General features: G+C 71.3%; 19 protein-coding genes and 2 pseudogenes. 15 read left to right on the forward strand and 6 right to left on the reverse strand.

Annotated elements, in window-relative coordinates; translation table 11 throughout:
- Position 1: 1 nt before the first annotated feature.
- The 4 genes and pseudogenes from cbiQ to ABZV34_RS12930 all read left to right on the forward strand — a co-directional run bounded on the left by cbiQ (position 2) and on the right by ABZV34_RS12930 (position 3,171).
- Positions 2–763, forward strand: coding sequence for a cobalt ECF transporter T component CbiQ (gene cbiQ / locus ABZV34_RS12915; protein ID WP_356274304.1), 762 nt, complete (start codon positions 2–4; stop codon positions 761–763).
- Complete coding sequence (locus tag ABZV34_RS12920; RefSeq protein WP_356274307.1) at positions 751–1,518, forward strand: ABC transporter ATP-binding protein; 768 nt, start codon at positions 751–753, stop codon at positions 1,516–1,518. Before cbiQ ends, ABZV34_RS12920 begins: the two co-directional genes overlap by 13 nt.
- 195 nt (positions 1,519–1,713) lie before the next feature.
- Positions 1,714–1,900, forward strand: a pseudogene (locus ABZV34_RS12925) (organic hydroperoxide resistance protein); the annotation flags it as partial.
- Positions 1,901–1,965: 65 nt separating this feature from the next.
- Entirely contained in the window at positions 1,966–3,171 is a 1,206-nt protein-coding gene (locus ABZV34_RS12930; protein WP_356274310.1) for a serine hydrolase domain-containing protein, read from the forward strand.
- 91 nt (positions 3,172–3,262) lie between these two features.
- Here ABZV34_RS12930 and ABZV34_RS12935 read toward each other — a convergent pair whose 3' ends face one another.
- The 3 genes from ABZV34_RS12935 to ABZV34_RS12945 all read right to left on the reverse strand — a co-directional run bounded on the left by ABZV34_RS12935 (position 3,263) and on the right by ABZV34_RS12945 (position 7,539).
- Positions 3,263–4,108, reverse strand: a complete 846-nt coding sequence (locus tag ABZV34_RS12935; protein WP_356274712.1) for an EamA family transporter — start codon at positions 4,106–4,108, stop codon at positions 3,263–3,265.
- Positions 4,109–4,149: 41 nt separating this feature from the next.
- On the reverse strand, positions 4,150–5,820 hold the full coding sequence (locus ABZV34_RS12940; protein ID WP_356274313.1) for a penicillin-binding transpeptidase domain-containing protein: 1,671 nt from the start codon (positions 5,818–5,820) through the stop codon (positions 4,150–4,152).
- 96 nt (positions 5,821–5,916) lie between these two features.
- Positions 5,917–7,539 carry a penicillin-binding transpeptidase domain-containing protein gene (locus ABZV34_RS12945; RefSeq protein ID WP_356274316.1) on the reverse strand — a complete coding sequence of 541 codons (1,623 nt, stop codon included), beginning with the start codon at positions 7,537–7,539 and terminating at the stop codon, positions 5,917–5,919.
- Positions 7,540–7,925: 386 nt separating this feature from the next.
- Between ABZV34_RS12945 and ABZV34_RS12950 the strand changes: the two genes are divergently transcribed.
- Entirely contained in the window at positions 7,926–8,159 is a 234-nt protein-coding gene (locus ABZV34_RS12950) for a hypothetical protein (RefSeq protein WP_356274319.1), read from the forward strand.
- Between the two features lie 118 nt (positions 8,160–8,277).
- Here the strand turns inward: ABZV34_RS12950 and ABZV34_RS12955 are convergent, their stop codons facing one another.
- Positions 8,278–8,709, reverse strand: coding sequence for a hypothetical protein (locus ABZV34_RS12955; protein WP_356274321.1), 432 nt, complete (start codon positions 8,707–8,709; stop codon positions 8,278–8,280).
- A gap of 155 nt (positions 8,710–8,864) precedes the next feature.
- Here ABZV34_RS12955 and ABZV34_RS12960 point away from each other — a divergent pair, with 155 nt between their 5' ends.
- Together ABZV34_RS12960 and ABZV34_RS12965 are read left to right on the forward strand one after the other, a co-directional pair.
- Positions 8,865–9,092 carry a hypothetical protein gene (locus tag ABZV34_RS12960; RefSeq protein WP_356274324.1) on the forward strand — a complete coding sequence of 76 codons (228 nt, stop codon included), beginning with the start codon at positions 8,865–8,867 and terminating at the stop codon, positions 9,090–9,092.
- Positions 9,093–9,110: 18 nt separating this feature from the next.
- Complete coding sequence (locus tag ABZV34_RS12965; RefSeq protein WP_356274327.1) at positions 9,111–9,266, forward strand: hypothetical protein; 156 nt, start codon at positions 9,111–9,113, stop codon at positions 9,264–9,266.
- A 53-nt stretch (positions 9,267–9,319) separates the two neighbouring features.
- On the opposite strand, the pseudogene ABZV34_RS12970 reads toward ABZV34_RS12965, so the two are convergent.
- A pseudogene (locus ABZV34_RS12970) lies at positions 9,320–9,475 on the reverse strand (cellulose 1,4-beta-cellobiosidase); the annotation flags it as partial.
- 729 nt (positions 9,476–10,204) lie between these two features.
- Here ABZV34_RS12970 and ABZV34_RS12975 point away from each other — a divergent pair.
- Positions 10,205–10,684 carry a hypothetical protein gene (locus ABZV34_RS12975; protein WP_356274330.1) on the forward strand — a complete coding sequence of 160 codons (480 nt, stop codon included), beginning with the start codon at positions 10,205–10,207 and terminating at the stop codon, positions 10,682–10,684.
- A gap of 815 nt (positions 10,685–11,499) precedes the next feature.
- Here the strand turns inward: ABZV34_RS12975 and ABZV34_RS12980 are convergent.
- The gene (locus ABZV34_RS12980; protein ID WP_356274333.1) at positions 11,500–13,239 is read right to left on the reverse strand and encodes a phospholipid carrier-dependent glycosyltransferase; all 1,740 of its coding nucleotides are present in this window, start codon (positions 13,237–13,239) and stop codon (positions 11,500–11,502) included.
- 95 nt (positions 13,240–13,334) lie between these two features.
- Here ABZV34_RS12980 and rsmI point away from each other — a divergent pair, with 95 nt between their 5' ends.
- The 7 genes from rsmI (at position 13,335) to ABZV34_RS13015 (ending at position 20,976) form a co-directional block, all read left to right on the forward strand.
- On the forward strand, positions 13,335–14,192 hold the full coding sequence (gene rsmI / locus ABZV34_RS12985; RefSeq protein ID WP_356274336.1) for a 16S rRNA (cytidine(1402)-2'-O)-methyltransferase: 858 nt from the start codon (positions 13,335–13,337) through the stop codon (positions 14,190–14,192).
- Positions 14,193–14,422: 230 nt separating this feature from the next.
- Positions 14,423–14,914 carry a hypothetical protein gene (locus ABZV34_RS12990; RefSeq protein WP_356274339.1) on the forward strand — a complete coding sequence of 164 codons (492 nt, stop codon included), beginning with the start codon at positions 14,423–14,425 and terminating at the stop codon, positions 14,912–14,914.
- Between the two features lie 73 nt (positions 14,915–14,987).
- A complete protein-coding gene (locus ABZV34_RS12995; RefSeq protein WP_356274342.1) occupies positions 14,988–15,860 on the forward strand; it encodes a TatD family hydrolase in 873 nt (290 codons plus the stop codon).
- 137 nt (positions 15,861–15,997) lie between these two features.
- A complete protein-coding gene (locus ABZV34_RS13000) occupies positions 15,998–17,554 on the forward strand; it encodes a ubiquitin-like domain-containing protein (RefSeq protein WP_356274345.1) in 1,557 nt (518 codons plus the stop codon).
- Positions 17,555–17,708: 154 nt separating this feature from the next.
- Positions 17,709–18,608: a 16S rRNA (adenine(1518)-N(6)/adenine(1519)-N(6))-dimethyltransferase RsmA gene (gene rsmA, locus ABZV34_RS13005; RefSeq protein WP_356274348.1), complete on the forward strand. Its 900-nt coding sequence runs from the start codon at positions 17,709–17,711 to the stop codon at positions 18,606–18,608.
- Positions 18,605–19,504 carry a 4-(cytidine 5'-diphospho)-2-C-methyl-D-erythritol kinase gene (locus ABZV34_RS13010; RefSeq protein ID WP_356274351.1) on the forward strand — a complete coding sequence of 300 codons (900 nt, stop codon included), beginning with the start codon at positions 18,605–18,607 and terminating at the stop codon, positions 19,502–19,504. Before rsmA ends, ABZV34_RS13010 begins: the two co-directional genes overlap by 4 nt.
- 116 nt (positions 19,505–19,620) lie before the next feature.
- Complete coding sequence (locus tag ABZV34_RS13015; protein ID WP_356274354.1) at positions 19,621–20,976, forward strand: acyltransferase; 1,356 nt, start codon at positions 19,621–19,623, stop codon at positions 20,974–20,976.
- Positions 20,977–21,002: the final 26 nt, after the last annotated feature.

Here is a 21,002-nt window from a genome sequence, read left to right on the forward strand (position 1 = left end):
GGTGGGCGCGGGCCACGCCCACCGCCTCTACCGGCACGGGCACTCACCGGTGCACGCCCTGCCCCCGCACGCCAAACTCGCCGCGGCCTTCGCCTTCGTGGTCGTGGTCGTCTCGACCCCGCGCGAGGCGATGTGGGCGTTCGCGCTGTACGCCGTGCTGCTCGCGACGGTCGCGTGGCGGGCCCGGGTGCCGGCCGGGTTCCTGCTCAAACGGCTGCTGATCGAGGTCCCGTTCGTCGCCTTCGCGGTGCTGATGCCGTTCGTCGCCGAGGGCGAGCGGGTGGACGTCCTCGGCCTGTCCCTCAGCGTCAACGGCCTGTGGGGCGCCTGGAACGTGCTCGCCAAGGGGACACTGGGCGTGGCGGCCTCCGTGCTGCTCGCCTCGACCACCGAACTGCGCGAACTGCTCCTCGGACTCCAGCGGTTGCGCCTGCCTCCCCTGCTCGTGCAGATCGCGTCGTTCATGATCCGGTACGGCGACGTCATCACGGACGAGATGCGGCGGATGCGCATCGCCCGGGAGTCGCGCGGATTCGAGGCGAGCGGAGTACGTCACTGGAGCGTCCTCGCGAAGTCCGCGGGCGCGCTCTTCATCCGCTCCTACGAACGCGGGGAGCGCGTGCATCTCGCCATGGTGAGCCGGGGATACGCCGGTTCGATGCCGGTCATCGACGAGGTGACCGCGTCGCGGGCGCAATGGTCGTACGCTCTCGCCCTGCCCGCCGCCGCTCTGCTCGTCTGCCTGTTGGGATGGACCCTGTGACCTCCTCACCCTCGTTGGAAGTGGCCGGTCTGGCCTTCGCCTACCCCGACGGACACCAGGCCCTCTTCGGCGTGGACTTCACCGTCGGCCGCGGCGAACGCGTCGCACTGCTGGGCCCGAACGGTGCCGGCAAGACCACCCTCGTGCTGCATCTCAACGGCATCCTGACCGGCGGCGCCGGGACCGTGACGGTGGCCGGACTCCCGGTGGACAAGCGGCACATGGCCGAGATCCGGCGCAAGGTCGGCATCGTCTTCCAGGACCCGGACGACCAGCTCTTCATGCCGACCGTGCGCGAGGACGTCGCCTTCGGTCCCGCCGCGGCCGGGATGAAGGGCGCCGCGCTGGAGGAACGCGTCCGTACCGCCCTGGAACAGGTCGGCATGGACGCCTTCGCCGACCGGCCCCCGCACCACCTCTCGTTCGGCCAGCGGCGCCGGGTGGCGGTGGCGACCGTCCTCGCGATGGAGCCGGAGATCCTGGTCCTGGACGAACCCTCGTCCAACCTGGACCCCGCCTCGCGTCGTGAACTCGCCGACATCCTGCGGTCCTTGGACGTCACCGTCCTCATGGTCACGCACGACCTGCCGTACGCGCTCGAACTGTGCCCCCGGGCGCTGATCCTGAGCGACGGGGTGATCGCCGCCGACGGCAGGACCGGCGAACTCCTCTCCGACGACGGGATGATGCGTACCCACCGGCTGGAACTGCCCTTCGGGTTCGACCCGCGCTCCGTGGCCATCGGCACCCCGTGACCCCCGGCGCTCCCTGGACAACGGGCGCGTGACGAACCGGCGAGTCCGCCGGACGGCGTCGCTGACCTGCTCTGCTCCGGTGCGCGGGGGTTACCCGCGGTCGCTCCCCCTGGTGGCCCAGGCCCCCGTACCGGCCAGTACCTTGTGCGCGATGCGGTGATGCGTTCCTGTGTGGTCGCCGGTCGCCGGCCGCCGGTCGTCGCGAAGGTCGGCATCGGGCCCGACACACGGCGACCGCGGACACGGTCTCGCGGTCGCCCTGAGCGTCCCGCTCCCCGTCATGGAGCGGGAACTGGCGACGAAGCTGGTGGACGAGGCCCACGAGATCTGCCCGTGCTCGGACGCGATCCGGAACAACATCGAGGTCACGATCCTGCTGGGCCAGGAATCCGCGCCTTCGCAGGAGTGTTGCAGCCGCTGTCGCAGGCGAGTGGACGGAGCGCGGACGTGAACGTGAACGGCACAGTGGCCGAGGGCTTCGAGCCGGTCAGGGCGGCGTTCCTGCGCAACTTCGAGACACTCGGGGACCGGGGCGCGGCCGTCGCCGTGTACCAGGACGGGCGCAAGGTCGTCGACCTTTGGGGCGGCGCGAAGAACGCGGATGACGCGGCCGGCGAGGCCGACGGTGCGGTCACCGGCGGTACGGGGGGCCCGGCGCCCTGGCAGCACGGCACCGCGCAGATCGTGCGCTCGGCGACCAAGGGCGTGGCCGCCGCCGTCCTGCTGCTGCTCGCCCAGCGGGGGGAACTGGATCTCGACGCCCCGGTGGGCCACTACTGGCCCGAGTTCAAGGCGCGCGGCAAGGAGCACGCCCTGGTCCGGCACGTGCTCGCGCACCGGGCCGGGGTGCCCGTGCTCGACCGTCCGCTCACCCCGGCCGAGGCGGCCGACCCGGACGTGGCCGCCGCCGCCGTGGCCGCGCAGACGCCGGCCTGGGAGCCGGGGAACGATCACGGGTACCACGCGCAGACGTACGGCTGGCTGACCGGCGAGCTGGTGCGCCGGGTCACCGGGCGCTCGATCGGCACCTGGATCGCCGAGGAGATCGCCGGGCCGCTGGGACTCGGCCTGTGGGTCGGGCTGCCGGACGCGGAGGCGGGCCGGGTGGGCCGGGTCGCCCCGATCGAGGCCCCGGCGGCGGGCGGCGGCCTGCGGCTGCGCCCGAAGCGGGCGGTCTCCGAGGCGTACGCGGACCCCTCGTCGCTCACCCGCCGCGCCTTCGGCGCGATCACGCCGCAGCCGGACGAGAACGATCCGGCCTACCGGGCCGCCGTCCTGCCCGCCTCCAACGGCGTCGCGACGGCGGACGGCCTGGCCCGCTTCTACGCCTCGCTGATCGGGGAGGTGGACGGCGTACGGCTGTTCACGCCGCAGAGCGTCGCACTGGCCCGCGCCGAACAGTCTGCGGGGCCCGACCGGGTCCTGGTCGTCCACACCCGCTTCGGCCTCGGGTACATGCTGCACGGCGGCGCGTCCCCGCTGCTCGGCGACGGTTCCTTCGGACACCCAGGACGCGGCGGGTCACTCGGCTTCGCCGACCCCGGCTCGGGAATCGCCTTCGGATACGTGACGAACGGCTTCCGCAAGAGCGTGACGGCCGACCCACGAGCACAGGCCCTGGTCAGGGCGGTGCGGACGGCACTCGGGGGGTGACCGGGGCGCGCGGACCGCGGAGGGGGCGGGGGCGCGAGGGGAGTTCCAGCTCTGCGCGGGCCGGCCGTCGCGTCGGCCCGTTCCACGCCGTCTATCCGGCGTGCAGCATCAGCCCGATGCCCACCACCAGCAGCCCCGCCGCAGCGATCCGGGGCGCGCCGAACCGCTCCTTGAAGAAGACGGCGCCGATCGCCGCGCCGATGATGATCGAAGACTCCCGGAGCGCCGCGATGGGTGCCAGTGCAGCCCGTGTCTGGGCCCAGAGCACGAGGCCGTACGCCAGGACGGACAGTGCCGAGCCCAGCAGGCCGAGGGCGGCGAAGGGCCGTAGCGCGTCGATGAACCTCCCGCGCAGACGGTGGGCGGCGTACAGCGGGAGCACGGCGCCCTGGAGCGCCATCAGCCAGGAGATGTATCCGAGCGAGGACCCGGAGGCGCGGACGCCCAACCCGTCCACGACGGTGTACGCGGCGATCGACAGCCCGGTGGCCAGCGCGGCCCCGATCGCCGCCCAGTCGGGACGGCGCCCGCGCAGCCCCCACAGCGCGACGCCCGTCAGGCCCGCGCAGGACACCGCGACGCCCGAGGCCGCCCATCCATCGGGTACCTCGTGCGCGAAGACGGCTGCCAGCACGGTGACGACCAGCGGCGCGGTACCGCGGGCGATCGGGTACGCCTGTCCGAAGTCGCCCAGCCGGAACGACTTCATCAGCAGCGCGTAGTACACGATGTGGATCACGGCGGAGAGGACGAGGTAGGGCCACGCGCCGGACGCCGGAACCGCCACGAACGGGATGAACGCGAGTCCGATCAGCAGGCCGCCGCCCGCGATCAGGGCGAAGCCGACCAGCTTGTCGGTGATGCGGTGCGCGATGGCGTTCCAGCCGGCGTGGGTGAAAGCCGCGAACAGCACCGCCACGGTGACCTGTGGGGTCACCGGCACCGCTCGCGTACGTCCACCGGCGTGCCGTCCGTGGCCTAGCTCCCCGCCTTGAGGAGCGCCGCCACGATCGGGCCCGCGGTGTCGCCGCCGTGGCCGCCCTGCTGGACCACGCCGGCCGCGGCGAGGTCACCTTTCCACGCGGTGAACCAGCCGTTCGGCTTCTTCTGGTTGTCGACCTCGGCGGAGCCCGTCTTGGCGCCGTAGTCGGGGCCGAGGCCGGACATCGCCTCGGCGGCCGTACCGTACGCCGCCGTGTACTGCATGAGTTCGCGAAGCTGGGAGAGCGTACCCGCGGAGAGGGTGCGGGAGGCGGTGGCCAGCTTGCGGTGGTCCACGTCCGGCGACACCAGGTACGGCTGGTGGAACACGCCCGACTTGACCGTCGAGGCGACCGACGCCATGTTCAGCGGGTTCATGCGGACCCCGCCCTGGCCGATCAGCGAGGCCGCCATCTGGGCCTTCGCCTGGACGGGCACCGAGCCGTCGAAGCTGGGGACGCCGATGGCCCAGTTGTTCATGCTCAGCCCGAAGACCTGCTGGGCCTGCTGCGTCAGGTCGGCGTTCTCCAGTTTCGACGCCTGGCTGATGAAGGCCGTGTTGCAGGAGCGGGCGAAGCTCGCCTTGAACGTGCCGCCCTTGATCTCGAACTTGTCGTCGTTCTGGAACTTCCAGCCGCCGTACGTGACGTACTTCGGGCACGGGTGCGGCTTGTCCGCCGAGGCGAGCTTCTTGTCGATCAGCAGCGACGAGGTGATGACCTTCATCGTGGAGCCGGGCGCCAGAGAACCCTGGAAGGCGGCGTTGAAACCGTGGCTCTCGTTGGCGACCGCGAGGATCTCGCCGGTCGAGGGACGCATCACGACGACCGACGCCCGGGTCTTCTTGGCGACCTGCTGCTCGGCGTCCGCCTGGAGGGCCGGACTGAGCGTCGTGCGCACCGTGCCCGGGGTGCCCTCGCTGAGGGTCACCAGCGTCTTGTCGGGCGACTTCTGGGTGCCCTTCGTCGCGGCCTTGCGGACCACCCGCAGTTCGATGCCCGCCGTACCGCCGGCGCTCTTGCCGTACTTCTCGCGCAGACCGTCCAGGACCGTGCCCAGCGAGGGGTACTTGGCCGTGGTCAGTTCACCGCCGGCGCGGTCGAGCGCCTTGATGGGCGGAGTGCCCGCCGCGCCGGTGACCAGACGGTCGCCGTCCTCGAGGTCCGGGTGCACGACGGACGGCTTCCAGTCGACCAGCGCGACGCCGTCCTCGGCCCGCCGGGCGACGGTCAGCTTCGACTCGTACGCCAGCGGCTCGCTCTTGCCCTTGTAGGTGACCGTGGCCTTGACGGAGAACGGGACGGAGGCTCCCGACGGCCCGCCCGCCGTGACCGTGACGCCGGTGATGTGCGCGTCCTTGGTGTAGCCGGTCAGCACGGTCGTCGCGGCCCCGGCGTCGGTGGTGGCGCCGGCCGCCTGCGCGACCTGGCCGCTCTGCCAGGCGGTGAGGAATCGCGTGGACAGGGCGGTGACCTCGGCCGCCGTCGGCGGACCGGTCTTCACGGCCTTGTGGCCGGCGGTCGTCGACGACCCGTCCTCGGCCGACGCGCCGCCCCCGTACAGGCTGTAGGCGCCGAACGCCCCGCCGACGACGGCCACGGCGATCAGCCCGCCGACCACGGCGGGCTTCGTCTTCCGTCGCTCGGCGACGCGCCTTCTCTTCCCCACGGTTCCCGATCCTCCGCTGCTTCCCCTGGCCCCCGGTGCCCTCACGCTCCACAACGAGGGGTCCCAGCCTAGGGTCCCGCCCTGTGAAGGGTGACTTCAGCCGCCCGTTCGTAGCACAGCTGCGACGATCGGACCGGCCGCGTCCACGCCGTGGCCGCCCTGCTGGGTCATCGCGGCGGCCGCGACGTCGTTGCGGTAGCCCGTGAACCAGCTGTTCGACCTGGACTGCGCGTCGACCTCGGCGGAGCCGGTCTTGGCGCCGATCCGGCCGGTGAGGCCGGCCATCACCTGGGCGGCGGTACCGCTGACCGCGGTGCGGTTCATCATCGTGCGCAGCTGAGCGACCGTGCCCGGCGGCAGCCCCTTGGCGGTGGCGATCTCACGGTTGTCCAGGCCGGGCGAGACGATGACCGGCTGCCGGAAGAGACCGGTCGTCGCGGTCGCGGTCACGGACGCCATGTTCAGCGGGCTCAGCTGGACCTGGCCCTGGCCGATCAGGTTGGCGGCCGTGTCGGGGCCGCCGGAGGCCGGGACGGAGCCGTCGAAGGACTCGATGCCGGTCTTCCAGTTGTTCCGGCCGAGGCCGAAGCGCTGCTCGGCCTCGTTGGTGAGCGAGTCGACCTTCACCTCGTCCGCGTACTTCACGAACGCCGTGTTGCAGGAGCGCGAGAAACTGTCGGAGAGCGTCGCCTTCTCCTGGGGTGCCATGCCCGTCAGGTTGTGGAAGGTCTGGCTCTGCCACGTCGCGGTGTCCGGGCAGGGCGCGGGGCCGGTCGCCGTGGTGATGCCGTTGTCGATGAGGGTGGCCGCACTGATGATCTTCATGGTCGAGCCGGGGGCGAGCTTGCCGAGGAAGGCCGCGTTGAACCCGTCCGCGCGGTGGTTGGCGACCGCCAGCACCTCGCCGGTGCTGGGCTTGACCGCGACCACGGACGATTCGGCGTACCGCGCGACCGCCTGCTCCGCGGCGCCCTGCGCGCTCGCGCTGAGCGTCGTGCGCAGCTTGCCCGGCTTCCCCTGGGCGAGGGTCACCAGGGTGGTGTCGCCGACGCCCTCGCCCGCGTGATGGATCGCGAGCTCGACGCCCGCCGTACCGCCCGCCCTGTCGCCGTACTTCTCGCGCAGCGCGTCGAGGATCGGGCCCAGCGAGGGGTACTTGTCCTTGGTCAGGACAACGTTGTTCCGGTCCACGGCCTCGATCGGCGGGCTCGCCGACGCCCCGGTGACCAGAGTGTCGCCCTCCTTGAGGTCGGGATGGACGACCGACGGCTTCCAGTCGACCAGTGCCTTGCCGGTGGTCTCGCCGCGTACGACGGTCAGTTCCGAGCCGTACGCGAGGGGCTTGGACTTCCCCTCGAACGACACCGTGGCCTTCACCGAGAACGGCACGGACGCGCCGGACGGCGTGCCCGGTGTGATCCGCACGCCGGTGAGGTGGGCGTCGGCGCGGTAGCCGGCCAGCAGAACCTCGGCCTGGCTCGCGTAGTTCGTGTACGTCGCCGCCTTGGCCGCGTCGCCCTTCGCCCAGGCCGCGAGGAACTTCGCCGAGGTCTCCTTGACCTCCGCGCCACTCGGCGGCCCGCTCTTCACCGGAGCGGGGCCGCCCGCGCTCCCGCTCCCGTCGAGCGCGGTCACCACGTTGAACGCGCCGTACCCGGCGCCCCCCACCACCGCGGCGAACACACTGCCGATGACGGCGGCCTTTGCCCCCTTGCGCATAGCGCGAAACCCTCCCCGTGGACCGCTCTCCCAAACTTCTGAACGCGTTCAGAAAACTCGGTCTGTGAAGCACTGTATGCGGGGGGAGGGACGCGTGGGGTCTACATTTTCCGAATCGTTAGACCGGACCTCGGTCGCATCCTTGAACGTCGGTCACGGATGGGACGCTGCTGCCCCGGGCCATTTCCCAGGCGGTCCCAGGCCACTTCCCAGGCCGCGCGAACGGCCCAGGTATACGATCGAAGGTGCGCGGCGAGTGGGGCGAGAGCCCGTGCGGCGTCCTCCCGAAGGGCTGCGCGTCCCGGAGCGGTGAGCCGCCGCCCCCGACGCGGACCCAGGCGTCCGCCGGTCCCCGGCCCCGCCGAGGCGCCGTGCCGGGAGTAGTGATGACCAGTCCACACCAGATCGATCCGCGCGCCCTCAGCGACCCGCGCAACGTCTATCCGACCGATGAACAGTTCTACGCGCACGGCCGGCCGGCAGAGCCCCTGCTGCCGGAGGACCGCCCACGCGGCGGCAGCCCCGCGTCACCGCTGCACCACCGGGGGACGTGGGCGACCGTCGGACTCGTCGCCGGCATCATCCTGCTGATCCTCGTCGGGATCGCCCTGTTCCCGTGACACCAGGGGGGCACGGCGGCCTGCCGGGGCGGGATGAAGGGGCGCGGCTGCGTGCCGCGCCCCTCGGCACGTGGGTCTGCCCAGCCGGACCCACGAATCCAGCCACGTCCGGCCAGAGCTAGACGCGGTTCTGGAAGACGCAGTTCCACGCGTGCGTGCCCACGACGGTGCCGTCCGCGCGCACCGCCTCCAGGGTGTAGAAGTGCGTGGCCCCCCGCGCGGCCGTGGTGTCCGTGTAGGCACGTGTGTCAGCCGCCAGCAGTCCGGTGTGCAGCGGCTCGTATGCCTTCGTGGTCGCGTTCCACCGGCTGATCCGGTAGCCCGCGACGGTGTCGCACACAGCCGTCCGGTCGCACCGCCAGTCGATGGACGGCCCGTCCTGTTCGGGTCCGCCGATCACGGTGCCGTAGCCCATGGTGCCGAGTTCCCAGTCCCGGGTGACCGTCACGGACGGCCGGACGTCCAGTTCGGTGGCCTCGACGACCGTGACCTTCGGGTCGGTCGGGTGCAGCGCGTTGTCCCAGCGGTCCAGGGCGACAACCGCGTACACGAACGACTCGCCGTCCGGCAGGTCGCCGCAGATGACCGCGAGCGGGTCGCTCGTGCCCTCCGCGCAGGAGGTGGAGCTGAGCCACTTGACCGTGCCGTCGGGCTGCCGGACGCCGTTCCGGACCGCGTAGCGATCGACGTCGTCCTCGGTCGACGGTGACCGTGAGGCCGGTCGGCGCCGCCGGGCCCGTACGGTCCACGGTCGCGGCGGTGGCGTCGGTGCTGCCGGCGGACTCGCGGCCCGCCTTGTCGACGGCGCGGACCTCGTACAGGAAGGTCTGGCCCGTGGCGGGCGTCGCGTCTACGAAGGACGGGGAGGTGAGCAGCGACGAGCCGCCGGTCTTCGCCCACTGGGTGGTGCTCAGCCGGCGGCACACGCGGTAACCGGCGAGGTCCATCTCCTTGTTCGCGGTCCAGCGCAGGGTGGTCTTCGTGGTGTCCCGGCTGTACGTGGCGGTGAGGCCGGCCGGGGCGAGCGGCTTGACCGTGTCGACGGCGGCCTCGGTGCGCGGGGCGTACGTGAACGCGGCGTTGGCGAGGCCGGTCCAGGCCACGTAGTCCACGCGGATCGTGTGCTTGCCGGCCGGGATGGTCAGGTCGACGGTCTTGCGGGCGGTGGTGGAGACGTTCTTCCACAGGTCGATCTTCCGCACGCCGTCGACGTAGACGCGCATGCCGTCCTGCGTGGCGGCGGCGAGCCGGAAGGGGCCGCCGGAGCCGAAGTCCCGGGTGAGGGACCAGCGGACGGAGAAGTTGTCCTTGGGCAGCGTGACGCCGGTCCGGGTCGCCGTACCCGTAGTTCTCGCTGATCGCGGAGTCGCAGGCGGTCACCTTCGGCGTGCCGCCGAAGGTGGAGTTGCCGAAGTACTGCACCGTCCAGACGGGAGAGGCACAGGAGACGGCCGCGGAGGCCGGACTTGGAGAGAATTGAGAAACGACCACTACCCTATCTGGATCGAATTACCCAGCATAGTCCCTCTTGACTCGGAAATGGTCGAACCCTGGGCTTTACCGGTTCCGCGCTGAGAGGGATGTCGACGGGATCGAAAGCGACCGAGCAGGAGATGGCATGGCTTGCAAAGTCGGTGATCTCAGGGAAGCGGTCATGGAAGTCGATAACCTTCTACGATGCAAACGGAGACGTGCTGCCGTTGGAGGAGCCAGCCTGATCGACAGACCCCGCCCTTTCCAAGATGTGGCTACTGTGGGGTCCTGATGAGTCGTAACCAACAGCGTGGAGAGGCCTGAGAGCCGTGGATATGTCGATGGCTAGCTTCGCTGAAGCTCCAGACGCAAAGTACTACCCAGAGCTAGTGGCGTACGGGGGTCTGTCTCAGGCGCTTCGGCGCCTTGAGGAAGACCGTGGTCTCGACCTTGGAGACGTACGACCTGCCTCGGATCGAGGGCTCAGCGCGTATCGCACTGCCGAAGCTGCTTCGAGTCGTGGACTCATCAGAATTAGCACGGTCCTGAACCGGAAAGCCTTTTCAATCTCCATGGACAGTGCCGAGGGTGATTTCGTCTGGGCAAACGGGAGCACGACCGCTCTGGGAGACGTTGCAGAAGTTATCGACGCATGGCGGAGCGGTGTACTTCTTGCGCCTCTGCGTGAGCGCTTTCCATTCATCGAGTTTTCCAAAACGGCTGAAGGTTACGAGTGCGGCGAACCTGCGGAAACCGCTTGGGGTATCCTTTTGGCGGATGATAACCGAATCTCTCATCGTGAGATGCTGGCCGCGCTGCGGTCAAACTCTCGCTTGAGTGGCATGTTTCCGTTCTTCTCTCACGACGTCTTTCGGTTGGCTATTGATACCTTTAAGAGGGATGCTGGTGAGATATGCATCGAACCGCAGGGTAACGGTCGCTTTTCTGTGCAATCATCGTCTGATGGTGAGATTCTGGCTGATGTCGAATTGGCTGATCTTGCCGACACGGCTTCATCTTTTTTTGATTCCCGTGGTGAGCTGCGATCGTAAACCTGCACAGCGCAAATGGTCGCTCGGGAAACAGTACGGTTGTGGCTTGTGCAGTCGCGCAGGCTGTGCCCGTCGAAGGGTTCTCGCCGGGGGCAATGCGCGGGTTTGAGGGTGAGGTCGACCGCAGGATCGTCGAAGGGCCCAGCGCTACTACCACATGGGTGCTTGACAGCAACTGAGTGAGGGTCGTCAGCGAGGCGTCCTCCCGTGCAACGCACGGGAGGACGCCTCGATGTGAGGGTTAAGGGTCGGTCACTGCCCAACCGCGCGCCGTCGTCGGTCTCGGCCTGCCGCACCAGCCGCGCAGGGCCTCGGGGTGGATGTCGAACTGGTCGGCGATGTGACACCACGAAGGGCTCGGAGGTTGTTTACTACGTGGCAACGAACGCTCGCAGCGCGACCCCGCGCGAGATCTTGTATTCGCGCATGAGCTCGGCCGCGGACGGCAGGACTGTCATGTCAGGGTCGGCTTCAACCCTGGTCTTCAGCGCTGCGGCGATCTTCAGGAATGTGCCCCGTGGAACGGCCCCCTGCGTCACGCCCTCGCATGTGGGTTGTCAGCTTCCAAGCCTCCCACGTTCGGCGTCTCCTTCGAGGGTCGGATTCGCGGCCTGTGGGGCATCAGTGGGGTGCGCGGGCGCTCTCCGAGGAAACGCCACGTCACGCCGTGTGGAGGCGGGGGTCTGTAAATACTGCCGGGCCCAGACCTGGGCCGTCCTCGGGCCGTGCGAGGGCGGCCAACGACGGCCGACGACGGCCAACAACGACCAAGGGGGCGCGGCAGAGTGCCGCGCCCCCTTGCTACGTCCGCCCGGCTAGACCCACGTATCCAGCCACATCCGCGACCGCCACTGCTCTATCGGGATCGACGTGCCGGTGTACAGCGGCCAGAAGTAGATGAAGTTCCAGGCGATCAGCAGGACCAGGACGCCCGCGCTCGTCGCGCCGATGACGCGCCGGCGTTCCGTGGAGCCGGGAGGGCCGAGGATCGCGCCGATCATCATGGCGAGGGCCAGGCACAGGAACGGGAGGAAGATCACCGCGTAGAAGAAGAAGATCGTGCGCTCCTGGTACTGGAACCAGGGCAGATAGCCGGCCGCGATGCCGCAGGCGATCGCGCCCGCGCGCCAGTCGCGGCGGAACGCCCAGCGCCACAGCATGTACACGACCGCGAAGCAGGCGGCCCACCACAGGATCGGGGTGCCCAGCGCCAGCACCTCGCGGGCGCACTTGCCGCCCGCGTCGGACGGGCAGCCGTCCTTGCCGGGCAGCGGGGACTCGTAGAAGAACGAGACCGGGCGGCCCAGGACGAGCCAGCTCCACGGGTTCGACTGGTAGGTGTGCGGCGACGAGAGGTGGACGTGGAAGTTGTACACCTCGTGCTCGTAGTGCCACAGGCTGCGCAGCCAGTCGGGCAGGAAGGTCCAGTTGCCGCCCTTGCCGTCGGTCACGGCCCAGTTGCGGAAGTAGCCGCCCTTGCCGTTGTCCGGCGAGAGGAGCCAGCCGGTCCAGGAGACGAGGTACGTGACGATCGCCACCGGGACCGTCGCGAGGAACGCGAAGCCCGTGTCGTGCTTCAGGGCGGCGGCGTACGGGTGCTGGGCACCGGCGACGCGGCGTGAGCCGACGTCCCACAGGACGGACATGAGGCAGAACGCGGCGAGGACGTAGAGGCCGCTCCACTTGGTGCCGAGCGCCAGTCCCAGCATCAGGCCCGCCGTCCAGCGCCAGGGCCGCCAGCCGAGACGGGTCGTCTCGGCGGTGTGCGCGTCCGGGCGGACGACCCCGTCCGCGTCGGCCGGCAGCGCGGCCGCCAGCCGGGCTCTCGCCCGGTCCCGGTCCACGACCAGACAGCCGAAGGCCGCCAGTACGAAGAACATCAGCACACCGTCGAGGAGCGAGGTGCGGCTCATCACGAAGTGCAGCCCGTCCACCGCCATCAGCGTGCCCGCGAGACAGCCCAGGAAGGTCGAGCGGAACATCCGGCGCCCGATCCGGCACAGCAGCAGCACCGACAGCGTGCCCAGCACCGCGGTCATGAAGCGCCAGCCGAACGGGTTGAACCCGAACATCCATTCGCCGATCCCGATGACGTACTTGCCGACCGGGGGATGGACGACATAGGCGGCGTCGGTGGGGATCGAGACGTGCCCGTTGTGCTGGAGGACCAGGTCGTTGGCGTTCTTGTCCCAGTTGACCTCGTAGCCGCGGTGGATCAGCGCCCACGCGTCCTTGGCGTAGTACGTCTCGTCGAATATCACCGCCTTCGGGCTGCCCAGGTGCCAGAACCGCATCAGCCCGGCGAGCAGGGTCACCAGGAGCGGTCCTCCCCAGCCCGACCAGCGCGTGAGGCGCTCGGCGACCTCGTGGCGCAGGCCGAACACGGCCCAGATCCGTGGGCTCGGTTCGGCGTACGGCGGCACGAGCCGGTCGCGCACATCGGTTCTCGGCGGCGCCGTGTATCCGAAGCGGCGCAGCCGCTGCTGCCACGACGGCTGCTGCGCTTCGGCGGCCTGGCCCTGCCGGGTGTCCGTGGAGGACGCGGTACTGGTCACCGCGCCATCGTAGGGAACAGGTCTGTGCGAGTCCCGTGCACGGGCCTTAATGGGTGGATGAGGCTGCCGCGGATCGCCCCTGCGAGGATGGATCCGTGACAGGAACCCTTGTTTTGGCAGGCACCCCGATCGGTGACACGGCCGACGCCCCGCCCCGGCTCGCCCAGGAGCTTCGGAGCGCGGACGTCGTTGCCGCGGAGGACACCCGCAGGCTGCGCCGGCTCACCCAGGCGCTCGGCGTGCAGCCCACCGGGCGGGTCGTGTCGTACTTCGAGGGCAACGAGGCGGCCCGGACCCCGGAACTCGTCGAGGCGCTGGCGGGCGGCGCGCGGGTGCTGCTGGTGACCGACGCGGGCATGCCGTCGGTCTCCGACCCCGGCTACCGGCTGGTCGCGGCGGCCGTCGAGAAAGACATCAAGGTCACCGCCGTACCCGGGCCGTCCGCCGTGCTCACCGCGCTCGCGCTGTCCGGGCTGCCCGTCGACCGCTTCTGCTTCGAGGGGTTCCTGCCGCGCAAGGCGGGGGAGCGGCTGTCGCGGCTGCGGGAGGTCGCCGACGAGCGCCGGACGATGGTCTACTTCGAGGCTCCGCACCGGCTCGACGACACCCTCGCCGCGATGGCCGAGGTCTTCGGGGACACCCGGCGGGCCGCCGTCTGCCGCGAGCTGACCAAGACGTACGAGGAGATCAAGCGCGGGCCGCTGGGCGAGCTGGCCGCCTGGGCCGCCGAGGGCGTGCGCGGGGAGATCACCGTCGTCGTCGAGGGCGCGCCGGCCAAGGGCGCGGAGGAACTGGACGCCGGAGAGCTCGTGCGCCGGGTGCGCGTGCGCGAGGAGGCCGGCGAGCGCCGCAAGGAGGCCATCGCGGCGGTGGCGGCGGAGGCCGGGATTCCCAAGCGCGATGTCTTCGATGCGGTCGTAGCGGCAAAGAACGCGGCACACACCGCCCCATAGAAGGGCAAAGGGCGGACACCAAAAGCAAAGCTCAGACCGTGTTTCGAGACCGTTCCGACAAGGAAAGGCCAAAACGACTCCAACACTCGACAGGCCGGATGCGTTCGCGCCCGGAGAAGCGTCCACTGGTTGAAGGGACGCACCGGTCCCCAGTCTTCGAAAGGCCGGAGGGATTCAGGGGGAATCCTGTCGGCGAAGACGCTTGTCCAGCGGACAAGAGGAGCACTGGCATGAGTGAGATCGCAGGACGGACCGGCCGTGTCGACGGCCCGGTCACCAGGCAGCAGACGGGCCATCGCAGCGCGGCGACCGCCGTCGTCAACGAGTCGTACTCCTTCGCCTGCATGCACTGCGGGCACGGCTGGGAGCAGTCGTACGAAATTGAGCACCACCACGACGCCGAGGGCAGCGAGTTCGTGATGTACGTGGCGGACGGCCGTGTCGTGCCGTCGCCGCTGAGCCGCCCCTCCTGCCAGAACTGCGACGGCCACGTGGTGCGCATCATGCGCGCCGGTCAGGTGTCCTCCGTCCAGAACTCCATGCACCGCCCGCACCATCCGGACCGCCCGCACCACCCGGACCGCCCGCTGCTCCGGCAGCCCGCGACGGCGCGTGGCGGGGCGCCGGACGAGGACCTCGGCGGGCCGGTGACGTCCGAGGAGCCGCACCACTGGCACCTCTCCGACCTGCTGCACCCCTTCCACCACCGCCGCGCGGGCTGACGCTCACCGCGCAGGGCGGGGCTCGGCACCTGCTCGGGTGAGACCGGGCATGCCCCTTTCGTAGGATCGGGGCATGCCCTCCGACAAGACCGAAGCACCCCCGCTCCCCGAGCCGCTGCGGGTGCCCGTCGCCGACTCGCACACCCACCTCGACATGCAGTCCGGCACGGTCGAGGAAGGCCTCGCCAAGGCCGCGTCGGTCGGCGTGACGACGGTCGTCCAGGTCGGCTGCGACCTGAACGGCTCGCGCTGGGCGGCCGAGACCGCCGCCGCGTACGAGGCCGTCCACGCGACCGTCGCGCTGCACCCCAACGAAGCGCCCCGTATCGTCCACGGCGATCCCGACGGCTGGTCCCGCCAGGGCGCGCGGCGGCCGGGCGGCGAGGACGCGCTCGACGAGGCCCTCGCCGAGATCGACCGCCTCGCCGCGCTCGCGCAGGTCAAGGGCGTCGGCGAGACCGGACTCGACTACTTCCGCACGGGTCCCGGGGGCGAAGCCGCCCAGGAACGGTCCTTCCGCGCCCACATAGAGATCGCCAAGCGGCACGGGAAGGCGCTGGTCATCCACGACCGCGACGCCCACGCCGACGTGCTGCGCATCCTCAAGGAGGAGGGCGCTCCCGAGCGGACCGTCTTCCACTGCTACTCCGGCGACGCCGACATGGCCGGGATCTGCGCCCGCGCGGGCTACTTCATGTCCTTCGCCGGAAACGTGACCTTCAAGAACGCCCAGCCGCTGCGCGACGCGATCGCCGTGGCGCCCCTGGAACTGCTCCTCGTCGAGACCGACGCGCCCTTCCTGACACCCGTGCCGTACCGCGGACGGCCCAACGCGCCGTATCTCATTCCGGTCACGGTCCGCGCCATGGCGGCCGTGCGGGGCATCGGGGAGGACGCGCTGGCGACGGCGCTCTCGGCGAACACCGCCCGCGCTTTCGATTACTGAGCGATAACGCGCGCAGGCGTTTTCCGGGGGCTCGGCCGGGGGCAGTGTCGCGACACAGCGTAGCCGCGTTGCTTGGGAGAGTGACGGCCGCTCCGCTAGGTTCTGGTCGCCCGATCCGGACCCTGGAGCGTGTCGTCGTGAGCAACTCGCAGTACGAGACGTTTGGCCTGACCGCAACGCCGTACGCACCGTACGCACCGTACGCACCGTACGAGCCCTACGGCCCCTACGAGTCGTACGAGAACCCCGAGCCGTACGCCGACGGCAGCCCGAGCGACCCGGGCAGCCCTCCGGACGGTCCCGACGGGCCGCCGGGCGGCTCGGGGGACACGTACCGGCCCGCGTACGAGGAGGCCTCGGCCGACCGGACGACCCAGGTGTTCCCGGCCACCCTGCTGTCCCAGGCCCTCACGGAGCCCCGGCTGCCCCTCCAGGAGCACCCGCAGGGGCCGATGATGGCCTCGACGCATCCGGTGGACCCCGTGGACCCCGTGGACCCCGTGGGCGCCGAGGCGGCGACGGCGGAACTCCGGACCGGTGGGCGGGCACAGGCGCGGCGAGCCGCCCGGCGTGCGCCCCGGCGCCGAGGGGTCACCGAACGCGCCGATCCGCTGCGCCGGCTGCTCCCGCAGGCGCTGGTCGTGGCTTTCCTGGCCGGTGGCACCTCCGCCTTCGTCGCCAGTGACAAGGCCGTCGAGCTGACCGTCGACGGGAAGCCGCGCACGCTGCACACCTTCGCGGACGACGTGAGCGAACTGCTCCGGGGCGAGGGCGTGCGGGTCGGCCCCCACGACGTGGTCGCACCCGCCCCCGGCACCCCGTTGAACAGCGGCGACGAGGTCGCGGTCCACTACGGGCGGCCCGTGCACCTCACGCTCGACGGGCACCGTCGCAGGGTGTGGACGACGGCGGCCACCGTGGACGGGGCGCTGGAACAGCTCGGGGTGCGGGCCGAGGGGGCGTACCTGTCGGCCTCGCGCTCCCGGCCCATCGGCCGGGAGGGCCTCGCGCTCGACGTCCGCACCGAACGCACGGTGACGATCATGGCGGACGGCCGGGCGCGGACGATCCGTACGAACGCGGCGACCGTGGCGGAGGCCGTCGAGGAGGCCGGGATCACGCTGCGCAACCAGGACACGACGTCCGTACCGTCCGGGAACTTCCCGCGGGACGGACAGACGGTCAGCGTGATGCGGATCACCGGGTCCAGGGAGATCCGCGAGGAGGCGATCCCCTTCGAGGTGACACGGACGAACGATCCCTCGCTCTTCCGCGGCACGGAGGTCGTCGACCGGGCCGGTGAGCCGGGGACCCGGCGCGTCCTGTACCTGCTGCGGACCGTCAACGGGGTCAAGGAGCGCCCCCGGCGGATGGGGGCCGAGGTGGTACGGGAACCACGGGCGCAGGCGGTACGGGTCGGTACCAAGCCGCGGCCGGACTCCGTGAAGGGGGCCGACCGTCTGAACTGGTCCGGCCTCGCGGCGTGCGAGTCCGGGGGACGGCCCGCCGCGGTGGACGCCTCCGGGACCTACGGGGGCCTCTACCAGTTCGACACCCACACCTGGCGCAGCCTCGGCGGGTCGGGGCGGCCGCAGGACGCGCCCGCCACGGAGCAGACCATGCGGGCGAAGAAGCTGTACGTGCGGCGGGGCGCGACCCCGTGGCCCCACTGCGGCCCCCGCCTCCACGGCTGACCTCCGGTGTGCCCGGTCCGGGGGCTCCGTCCCTGGCCCCCGTCCGGCCTGAACGGCCTCGTCCTCGATCGCAGGACGGGCTGGAGCCCCCGTACCTCCGTCCCGGAGGGGGCGGTGGAGTCGGCCGGGGTCGTCGCCCCCGTACCCTGGCTGCGTGAACAGCCCCACCCCCGACGCCCTCCTGGGCCCCGCCGAGGTCCGCGAACTCGCGGGCGCGCTCGGCGTGCGGCCCACCAAGCAGCGCGGCCAGAACTTTGTGATCGACGCCAACACCGTGCGCCGCATCGTGCGCACCGCCGGCGTCCGGGAGGACGACGTGGTCGTCGAGGTGGGCCCCGGCCTCGGCTCGCTGACCCTCGCGCTGCTGGAGGCGGCCGACCGGGTGGTCGCCGTCGAGATCGACGACGTCCTCGCGGGCGCGCTCCCGGCGACCGTCGAGGCCCGCATGCCGGCCCGCGCCGACCGGTTCGCGCTCGTGCACTGCGACGCCATGCAGGTGACCGAGCTCCCGGGCCCCGCGCCCACCGCGCTCGTGGCCAACCTCCCCTACAACGTCGCCGTGCCCGTGCTGCTGCACATGCTCGACACCTTCCCCACCATCGAGCGCACGCTCGTCATGGTGCAGGCGGAGGTCGCCGACCGGCTCGCCGCCGACCCCGGCTCGAAGGTGTACGGCGTGCCGAGCGTCAAGGCCAACTGGCACGCCGACGTGAAGCGGGCCGGCTCGATCGGCCGCAACGTCTTCTGGCCCGCTCCGAACGTCGACAGCGGCCTCGTGTCCCTCACCCGGCGCGCCGAGCCCGTGGCGACCACCGCCTCCAAGCGCGAGGTCTTCGCCGTCGTCGACGCCGCCTTCGCGCAGCGCCGCAAGACGCTGCGCGCCGCCCTGGCCGGCTGGGCGGGATCCCCCGTCGCGGCCGAGGCCGCGCTCGTCGCCGCCGGGGTCTCCCCGCAGGCCCGCGGCGAGTCCCTCACCGTCGAGGAGTTCGCCCGCATCGCGGAGAACCGCGTCGCCGGGGACACCGCCGAGAACAAGGAGCCGGTCCAGCCGTGACGCAGACGGTGACGGTACGCGTCCCTGCCAAGGTCAACGTGCAGCTCGCCGTCGGCGGTGCCCGCGCCGACGGTTTCCACGACCTGGCCAACGTGTTTCTCGCGGTCGGCCTGTACGACGAGGTCACGGTGACGCCGGCGGACGAGCTGCGCGTCACCTGCTCGGGCCCCGACGCCGGCCAGGTCCCCCTGGACCGTACGAACCTCGCGGCCCGCGCCGCCCTCGAACTCGGCCGCCGCCACGGCATCGAACCCGCCGTCCACCTCCACATCGCCAAGGACATCCCCGTCGCGGGCGGCATGGCGGGCGGCAGCGCCGACGGCGCCGGTGCGCTGCTCGCCTGCGACACCCTGTGGGGAACGGGCACCTCGCGCCGGGAACTCCTCGACATCTGCGCCGAGTTGGGCAGCGATGTGCCGTTCAGCCTGGTCGGCGGGGCGGCACTCGGTATCGGACGCGGCGAACGGCTGCGGACGCTGGAGGTCGGCGGGACCTTCCACTGGGTCTTCGCGATCGCCGAGCGCGGGCTGTCGACCCCGGCGGTCTTCCGGGAGTTCGACCGGCTGAACGAAGGGGTACGGATCCCCGAACCGGTCGCCTCGCAGGAGCTGTTCGACGCTCTGGCCAAGGGCGACGCCGCCGCCCTCGCGGCCACGGTCTCCAACGACCTCCAGACCGCCGCCCTCTCCCTCTTCCCGGCCCTCGCCGACACCCTCGCCGCGGGCCGCGCCGCCGGCGCCCTCGCCGCGCTCGTCTCCGGCTCGGGCCCGACCACCGCCTTCCTCGCGGCCGACGCCGAGTCCGCGCGGACGGTGGCCGGGGCGCTGCGCGCTTCCGGAACCTGCCGGACGGTGAGGATCACCGACGGACCCGCGCCGGGCGCCACCGTCGTGTGACCCCTCCGGTCCCTCCGGCCTGTCCGACCTCTCCGCACGGCCGGCGCCCGTACTCAGAGGCGACTTGAGTACGGGCGCGCTGATGCCGGGCGGCCTCGCGGCGCGACCGTACGGGTATGGCATCAAGCGTTCGTGACCTCGCCGCGGCCACCCCCGCCACGCGCGACAAGTACATCGACCTCCTACGGGTCGCCTCGCTCGGCACGGTGGTGCTGGGGCACTGGCTGATGGCCACCGTCTCCGTGGGCGACGACGGACGGGCCGAGGTGGGGAATCTGCTCGCCGTGCAGCCCCGGCTGCAACTGCTGACCTGGGTGCTCCAGGTCATGCCCGTCTTCTTCTTCGTCGGCGGGTTCTCGCACGCGCGGTCGTACCGCTCGCTGCGGCGCCGGGCGGAGCGGGAGGACACGGAGGGGGCGCTCTACGCCGTCTTCCTGCGGGCGCGGCTCCAGCGGCTGCTGCGGCCGACCATGGTGTTCATCGGAGTGTGGGGGGCGGCGGCTCTCCTGCTGCAACTCGCCGGTGCGAGCGGCGGCCTGCTGGACGTGTCCCTGCGGCTGGTCGCCCAGCCGCTGTGGTTCATAGGGATCTATCTGGCGATGGTGGCCTTCACACCGCCGCTGCTCCGGCTCCACGAGCGACGGGGGTGGGGCGCGTTCGGCGGCCTCGTCGCGGCGGCCGGCTGCGTGGACGTCCTGCGGTTCGGCTTCGGTGTCCCGTACGTCGGCTTCCTCAACTTCGCCTTCGTCTGGCTCGCGGTCCACCAGCTCGGCTTCCTGCGCGCGGACGGGAGACTGCGGCGGCCGTACCTCCTCGCGGGCGCCGGGCTCGCCGGGGCGGTGCTCCTGGTCGCCTGCGGGCCGTATCCGCTCTCCATGGTCGGCATGCCCGGCGAGAGGATCTCGAACATGGCACCGCCGACCTTCGCGCTGCTGTGCCACGGGCTGTGGCTGGTCGGCGGGGTGGAACTGCTGCGCGGGGCCGCGGGGCGGTGGCTGCGCGGGCCGCGGGTGTGGCGGGTGGTCGTCGCGGCCAACGGAGTCTCCATGACCGCCTTCCTGTGGCATCTCACCGCGATGCTCGGGGTGTACGGGGTGCTGCTGGGGCTGGGGGTACGGCTGCCGGAGCCGGCCACGGGGGAGTGGTGGGCGCAGGCGCCGGTGCGGGGAGTGGCGGCCGTGGTGGTGACCGCGGGGCTCGTCGCCGTGTTCCGGGGGTTCGAGCGGGGCACTGCCGTGCGGGGTGTCCGGGGTGTCCGGGGGGTGCGGGCGGTGTCCGGGGGCGCGCGGGTGGCTGCCGCCGTGGGGGTGGGTCTGTGTCTCTTCGGCGTCCTCGGGCTGTCGCTGGTCGGGTTCGGGGGGCTTCTGGACGGGCGTACGGCGGTGCTGGTGGCGGTGCGGGTGACGGCGCCGGTCGCTGTCGCGATGACGCTGGCGGGGTGGCTGCTGGTGGAACGCACGGCCCGCACCTGACCGGGGAAAGGTGGTGGATCGGGTGC

Origin of the sequence: Streptomyces sp. NPDC005195 (assembly GCF_040608315.1) — a bacterium.
Classification (GTDB): Bacteria; Actinomycetota; Actinomycetes; order Streptomycetales; family Streptomycetaceae; genus Streptomyces; species Streptomyces kaempferi.

What these genes read in the sequence shown, in the direction of transcription:
- ABZV34_RS12995 (WP_356274342.1), top strand. Translation starts at nt 14,988, where the DNA reads ATGCCCTCCGACAAGACCGAAGCACCCCCGCTCCCCGAGCCGCTGCGG.
- ABZV34_RS13015 (WP_356274354.1), top strand. Translation starts at nt 19,621, where the DNA reads ATGGCATCAAGCGTTCGTGACCTCGCCGCGGCCACCCCCGCCACGCGC.
- ABZV34_RS12990 (WP_356274339.1), top strand. Translation starts at nt 14,423, where the DNA reads ATGAGTGAGATCGCAGGACGGACCGGCCGTGTCGACGGCCCGGTCACC.
- ABZV34_RS12950 (WP_356274319.1), top strand. Translation starts at nt 7,926, where the DNA reads ATGACCAGTCCACACCAGATCGATCCGCGCGCCCTCAGCGACCCGCGC.
- ABZV34_RS12975 (WP_356274330.1), top strand. Translation starts at nt 10,205, where the DNA reads ATGGACAGTGCCGAGGGTGATTTCGTCTGGGCAAACGGGAGCACGACC.
- ABZV34_RS12920 (WP_356274307.1), top strand. Translation starts at nt 751, where the DNA reads ATGGACCCTGTGACCTCCTCACCCTCGTTGGAAGTGGCCGGTCTGGCC.
- ABZV34_RS12945 (WP_356274316.1), bottom strand. Translation starts at nt 7,539, where the DNA reads ATGCGCAAGGGGGCAAAGGCCGCCGTCATCGGCAGTGTGTTCGCCGCG.